Consider the following 6,098-nt stretch of genomic DNA (forward strand, 5'->3'; position numbering starts at 1 on the left):
AGAAAGATATACAGCGCCTTTGTAGTCGTAGTATTTATAGGTTGGGTCGCTGTGTAGGGTAATTGAACCCTGACTTGAACTTACATTTACAACACGAGGTTCTGACGACTTTTTCAATAAATCAATAAATGCCTGTGTAACCCGCACCACGCCGTAAACATTTGCATCATAAGCTGCTTTAAACTGGTCAATAGTTGAGTCAAGTGCCATTTGTGGGTAACCACCATAAATACCCGCGTTATTAATAAGTATATCCAACACTTTTGTTTTTTTACCTATTTCATTACGGGCATTAATCACTGATTCGTCATCTGTAATGTCAAGCTGAATGACTTCTACATTGTTTAATCCATTCGCTTTTAATTTGCCAATGGCTTCAATGCCATTTTCTAAATTACGACTGCCGAGGTAAACATAAATTCCTTTTTGAGCAAGTTGCTGTGCAACTTCAAAGCCAATGCTTTTGTTAGCTCCTGTTACTAATGCAAATTTCATTACTTGTGTGATTTTATGAAGCAAAAGTAGAGGGCTGAAAAATAGCGGAAATGGACAATTCCTTTTATTTACCCGACAAATCTTGCTTGGGCAAAAAATCACTTGCACTTTTGCCTGTGCTTTTTTTGAAGAGCCTTGAAAAATAATCCGGGTCATTAAAGCCCAATTCATAGGCCAGATCTTTGATAGAAATATTAGAATAACGCAATTTTCTCTGAGCTTCCGTTATCAAACGGTTAATAAAATAATCTTTTGGCGATGTCCCGGAATATTCTTTTACAATCCGGTATAAACTGTTTGTAGATAAAGCTAATTTTTCTGCAATTGCGTTGATAGAAGGTTGCTCCGTAAGGTACGTTTCCACCACTAATTTGAACTCGATAAACTTTGAAAGGTTAGCGTTTAAGAGATTGATGGGTTCTTTGTTTTTGAAATAAGCGCTGTTTAATTCTGATAGCAATGAGTTCAAATAAGCTAATATTATTTCAGTGTCGGTCTCATATTGATCTAAGTGAAGTATCTGATTTAAAATTCCAAAAACCTTTATTACTCTTTCTTTTACAGCACTGCCAAGAACTATGGTTTGTGCGTTTAAAGGATTGACCAAAAAGGGAAATTGTTGTGGCAACAATGCCAATGTGTTTTCATCAAACAGCAGCTTGAAATATTTAAGATTGTCTGTTTTAGCGGGTGGCGTAAAAATTTGATTTGGCATTGCAAAAAGCAAGTGCCCGTCAGTAAGCGTAAAGTCTTGTAAGTCTAAATTGTATGTAATTGAACCGCTTTCAATTAATACAATAAAATAAGAAGATAATTTGCGAGGTTGCAGCAATTTTTTTTGAATATCAGCTGAAAGATAAGGATTGTCGTTTGAGCGAATCTTTATTCCTAGCTCATCATTCTGTAAGCCCTCATTTTTCCCATTTTGTTCTTGCATATTATTTGCTCAAAAGTTTATAGGGTGTCGCCATGCAATGACCGCTAACTTGTAATTGGATTATTACGGAGGACAAGTTACTTCAAGCCGCTCTATTAAGCAATAACATTGTCTAAATATATAATTATCAATTTCCTACATTGATTCTCTTTAAAAATCCTTAAATGTATTTTAGTATCATCCCATTAATAGGTACCTGGCACAAAATTAGCATATTGATACTAAAAATATTAGCATATGCAAAATAACGATAACAACAACAAAGGCAACGCCATTAAAGATCCAGACGACTGGACAACCGGTAATGAACCGATGACAGAAGCGCAACGCTCTTATTTACACACTTTAGCAAGTGAAGCTAAAGTTGAAATTGATGAGAACATGACCAAGGCAGAGGCCTCGAAAAAAATAGAGGAATTACAGGAAATGACAGGCAGAGGCAAGGAGAATCAGTGATAATCTTATTATTGCAGGGAGTGTTAGAAGAAGCTGTCCTGAAAAGGAAATAACAGGACGGTAGCAACCGCTTTATTTTCAAAGAAGGTGTCTCAAAATTACTTTTGAGACACCTCAAGCGAAACCCGGCATAGTTTCCTGATTAGAATTTTTCTACACCTTTTACATTCATATTTATAGCATTTAACTTGTCCGCTGGTCCTGTAATAAATAAGGTCTTATTATTAATACCACCAAAAACATTATTGGTTGCACCGTCGCCTGTAGGAATATTGAATATCCTGGTACCCGCCGGATTAAAAGCGGTTACTCCATATGAGTTGCTAATATAAATATTCCCATGTTCATCCATCGACATGCCGTCGCCTCCCATATCTACAAACTTCCGCATATTGGCAAGCGTTCCGTTAGGTTTAATATCAAATACCCAGGTGCCTGCTGTATTGATATCGGGCGCCCATTTATTTATGTAGAGCTTTTTCCCATCAGGCGTTCCAACAACACCGTTGGGCCAGCCATCAGCGTCCCATCCCATCGCCTCTGTAGTTACCCTCAGTAAAGTGTGGCTGCCGGGAGACAGGTAATATACATAACCACCTTTGCCGGTTGGGGCTTGTTCCGAATGAGTTGGAGGCCATGCCTGCTGGCGGGGATCGCCAACATCCCAATAACTTCTTGGAAATATCGGGTCTGTAATATACATACCGCCATTATTGGGATTGATCCATACATCATTGGGTCCGTTTAATAATTTGCCATTGTAACTATTTACCAGAACAGTGTGGCTTCCATTCGGAGCTATCTTCCATAATTCCCCATGCATATCAGCACAAGTAATGAGATTTCCACTTTTATCAAATGCCATTCCGTTCGAGCGACCCGTTCCAGTTAAAAATGTAGTGATACCCCCCGTGTACACCGACCATTTATAGATCTTATCATTAGGTTGATCTGTAAAAAATATATTGCCTTTTTTATCAACGGCAGGACCTTCGGTGAAACTAAAACCTTCTCCTAATGTTCTTACTTGTGCGTTTGGCGCAACCAGGCAGGTGGGATCAAAAATACTCGTATCTGCCGGCTTACATTTGCAGCCGGCGCTGTTAAATTCTTCATGGACTTCTTTAACAGCCTGTTCCAAATCCCGTACCTTGTTTTTTGAACATGCATAAAATAGGAAGTAACATAGTACTCCCATAAATAGTAGCAGTACATTTTTTTTCATAGCAGGCAATTTTCTACAAATTACTTTAGCCGGGTTAGAAAAACTTCCAATAAAAAACTATGAAGAATATTAAACAATTGAGGAAAAGTTCATTCGGTAAATCATCAACTGCGCTTACCTACTGCCAGTATTCTTGTGAGTAGATTTTCTGTGAAGGGATTATTATTCGCTATTTTTCCTTTCGAATAAAATTTCTGGCAGGATAATTCTTATTTCTTGTGCGGCTCCTTCTTTCAGCCAATAGACAATGAAATTCACTCTGGCACTCTTTAACGCATAATTATTTCTTTTCATGTCTTCAATTTGTGCCATGAACGCTTTTGAAAATTTCAGGATTGATTGCCCCTTTGAATTCAAACATTCGTCTCCTTTCAAAATCAAAGTATCCCCACCCGAAAGCTGAGAAATGAACTCCTGCTTATCGATGAAATGGTCCAGCCGAACGTCTTTGTAACCTAAATGTATAGCTATGTCGTTTGGCGGCAAATAAACTTCCCGATCCTCCATTCGTTCCAGATTTTCTGCTGAAAATCCGTCAAAATGGTCTGCATTTGAATGTATTATCAAGTTCTGTTTTGCTCTCGTCATGGCAACATACAACAGGCGTTTGGCCTCCTCTGTGGCTGCGTTGAAGTTTTCAAGCATTAAAAAAACATTGTCAAACTCTTTTCCTTTGGCCTTATGGATTGTTGAAACGAAAATTGTCTCTCCATTCTCGTTGAAAAAGTCTTCTAACCTGGATTCGCGGATGAAAACTTCTAAGTCGGATTTGTATTTTTTCCTGGTATTGGTAGATTCAAAATCTCTTATCAGGTTCATGCAAATATCCAAATTGGCGCTGGCGCAGAACCTGTTTGTCAGTTCTCTTTTTGCATTCTCCCAAACTTCATCACTCATTACGAATACATCTTCCGCCACATTCAAGAGGTTTAAAAAAAATCTGACTTCCATTAGATTATAGAGAATAAATCCGTCATTTGTTTGAATCAATTTTGCCTGCACGCCATTTTTCAATAGTAGACCTGTAATGTGAAGTGCTTCTGTGTTCGTCTGTGTGAGCACACAAGTAGTCCCGATAAGTTCAGCTGTGAAGATGTCGTTCACCAGCGGTATAATAAGATTGCTGCTTTGATAGCGAACCAGTTTAATATATCCGTTGCTGGTTTGCTGGGGAATAATTGGAGTATCTTTCAGCCGGTTGCTAATACGCGTCACAAACTGATTGGTGAAATTAACCAGGTTGCTCTTGCTTCTGTAATTTGCAACCAATTCATGTTTGGTGGCTTTGTTCACTTGAATAAACTGTTCAAGATATTTTGAGCTTGCGCCTCTGAATTCATAAATATTCTGATCGTCATCTCCAACTGCAATCACCCGCATTTCTTCGTTCTGTTCCATTAGCGCATTTATCAGATTAAACTCATCTTCATCCATATCCTGCGCTTCGTCAATTACCAATACAGTTTTTGTAATTCGGCTTGCTTCAACTTCTTTGTTTTTGATCTTCTCTGTTGTCTTTTTAAGTATAGCATCTGATTTTTCCAGGCTTCCAACTTTTCCCAGTAAATCAAAGCAATAAGAGTGGAATGTTTTTATCTCGATGTAGTTGGCGGCATTGCCAATAAGCTTTAATAGACGCTTCTTAAATTCCGTTGCTGCTGCTCTTGAAAAAGTGACCATAAGCAGTTGCTCATGTTTTACGTCTTCCATCAAGAGGAGCGACGCGAGTTTGTGGACCAATACTCTTGTTTTACCACTTCCAGGCCCTGCTGCAACTACGATGTATTTTGATTCGTTGTCTTTGATTATTTTAAGTTGTGTTGGAGAAAGTTCTCCGAAGAGTTGCCTGAATTTAGCAGGTGTAAGGTTTTGTTGAATTTCATTTTGTCGTGCTCCTTTGAAGTATTTATTAAGAAATGATGTGTAATTCAATTGGAAGTAATCCTCTGCAAACTGCAACGCATCTCTATAATCGCTAATCATCTTTTTGGCATACTCTCCAACAATATGGATTTGCTGAACCTTGTTTTCATAGAACTGATTCAGTTTTTGGTAATCTTCCACTTTGTATCGCTTCTTGTTATCCTGCTCCAGTCGCTCGATAGTCAACCGGTTATAGGTAACAAGAAATCCCCCTTCAATCTTTATAGCTTCAATTCTTGATAAATAAAATAGCGTATCTTCAATATCATCGATACTTATGTTCGCCTTGAAGAGGGTTTGGCTTTGTTCATATGATTCTTTTAATTCGTGTACTGAAAATTCAACCAGCACTTCGTCTTTCCCGGCATCGTTTTCTGAAGAAATTAAATTATTTTTCATGTAAAGGAGTTCAACTATAAACTTTGCCAACTCATGTCGTTTCTCCAATCGTTTTTTCAGTATATCTTTCGGGTGTAGGCTAATTACAGCAAGGTGGTTCTTAGAATACTCCAAATTTTGACGCTTGATCCAGTTTTTGATTGACCAGAAGTTGATGATGGTTTTGATCTTTTTGATATCTACGTCTTCGCAGCCTTTAGCTTCTGCGTCTTCGTTCAGTTCTTTGATGTGAAATATTCTTTCCTGTTCTTCAAAAACAGGAAGCAGGTATTCTTCAATCTTGCTGAAAGCTTCAACGATGTTAAGAGAACGGTTTTTGTTTTCTCCTTTTTTGATGAAGGCGGTTAGGTCTTTTGCGTCAGCGAGAATTTTTTCCTCACGCAGGAGGTTTATAACGTTTATCACCTCCTCTTTCACAATTCCCAGATGATCGCTTATATAATCTATTCTCGAGTCGGCAGTCTCGTCTTCTGACTGCTTTTTGCTTTTACTTGAAAAGAGTTTCTTAATGATCCTGATCCCTTTTTCTTTTTGCTTTTCCTCAAACCTTGAAGAGGCATTTATCTTGTCAATGGCTTCCTGTGCATTCCTGGAAAGAATGCTGTTTGCAAAAACTCTGGGCATCTTTTGCCCACGTCTCAAATAGCCCGCTTCTTCCAACGC

Annotated in this window: 5 protein-coding genes; 1 reads left to right on the forward strand and 4 read right to left on the reverse strand. The window is 38.2% G+C overall.

The features are described from left to right. Positions 1 to 495, reverse strand: a 495-nt coding sequence (locus tag ACJ751_RS04980; protein WP_407744271.1) for an SDR family NAD(P)-dependent oxidoreductase, incomplete at its 3' end; no start/stop codon positions are given. Positions 496 to 559: 64 nt separating this feature from the next. Further along, positions 560 to 1,432 (reverse strand): helix-turn-helix domain-containing protein, encoded by an 873-nt coding sequence (locus ACJ751_RS04985; RefSeq protein ID WP_407744272.1) that lies wholly within the window; start codon positions 1,430 to 1,432, stop codon positions 560 to 562. A 237-nt stretch (positions 1,433 to 1,669) separates the two neighbouring features. On the opposite strand from ACJ751_RS04985, the gene ACJ751_RS04990 reads away from it, so the two are divergent. Beyond that, complete coding sequence (locus ACJ751_RS04990; protein ID WP_407744273.1) at positions 1,670 to 1,888, forward strand: DUF3072 domain-containing protein; 219 nt, start codon at positions 1,670 to 1,672, stop codon at positions 1,886 to 1,888. A gap of 142 nt (positions 1,889 to 2,030) precedes the next feature. Here the strand turns inward: ACJ751_RS04990 and ACJ751_RS04995 are convergent, their stop codons facing one another. Both ACJ751_RS04995 and ACJ751_RS05000 read right to left on the reverse strand, forming a co-directional pair. Further along, on the reverse strand, positions 2,031 to 3,029 hold the full coding sequence (locus ACJ751_RS04995; protein WP_407744274.1) for an SMP-30/gluconolactonase/LRE family protein: 999 nt from the start codon (positions 3,027 to 3,029) through the stop codon (positions 2,031 to 2,033). Between the two features lie 246 nt (positions 3,030 to 3,275). Further along, the coding region (locus tag ACJ751_RS05000; RefSeq protein WP_407744275.1) for a UvrD-helicase domain-containing protein at positions 3,276 to 6,098 on the reverse strand (2,823 nt) is incomplete at its 5' end.

Origin of the sequence: Niastella sp. (assembly GCF_045805085.1) — a bacterium.
Lineage (GTDB): Bacteria > Bacteroidota > Bacteroidia > Chitinophagales > Chitinophagaceae > Niastella.

Coding starts and splice junctions, on each gene's coding strand:
- ACJ751_RS04985 (WP_407744272.1), bottom strand. CDS start 1,432: ATGCAAGAACAAAATGGGAAAAATGAGGGCTTACAGAATGATGAGCTA.
- ACJ751_RS04990 (WP_407744273.1), top strand. CDS start 1,670: ATGCAAAATAACGATAACAACAACAAAGGCAACGCCATTAAAGATCCA.